At 65.7% G+C, this 604-nt stretch carries 1 protein-coding gene; it reads left to right on the forward strand.

The features are described 5' to 3' along the window. The coding region (locus tag IVA75_RS34785; RefSeq protein WP_247359664.1) for an IS66 family transposase zinc-finger binding domain-containing protein at positions 1-604 on the forward strand (604 nt) is incomplete at both ends.

Genomic DNA, 604 nt, shown 5'->3' on the forward strand with positions numbered 1-604 from the left:
GAATTGCGACGCGAGAAGTTCGGCGCGACGTCCGAGAAGCTGCGGCCAGATCAGTATCACTTGCCGCTGGAAGACGTGGAGATCGCGCAAGGCATCCTGGACGCGGCGCAGGAGAGAGCCGAGGCTGTGATCAAGGGCCGATCGCGGAGCGCGCCGGATCAAGGTTCTCATCGCAATCGCGGCTGCCTGCCTGCCCATTTGCCGCGGGTGGAACGGATCATCGAGCCTGCGAGTACGCTTTGCCCGTGCGGTTGCGGCGCCATGACGAAGATCGGCGAGGACGTCAGCCAGCGCCTCGACGTGATCCCGGCGCAATGGCGCGTGCTGATCACACGCCGCCCAAAATACATCTGTCGCCGCTGCTCCGGCCCCGTCGTGCAGGCGCACGCACCGGAGCACGTCGTGCCCGGCGGGCTGCCGACCGAAGCGGCCATCGCGCACGTGATCGTCTCCAAATTTGGCGACCATACGCCATTTTACCGTCAGGCCGAGATCTATGCGCGCCAGGGCATCCGGCTTGATCGGGCGACACTGGGCAACTGGTCCGGCCGCGCCTGCTTCCATCTTCAGCCCATCGCGGAACACATGCGCCACCACCTGGCCA

This window comes from Bradyrhizobium sp. 134, assembly GCF_023074155.1.
Classification (GTDB): domain Bacteria; phylum Pseudomonadota; class Alphaproteobacteria; order Rhizobiales; family Xanthobacteraceae; genus Bradyrhizobium.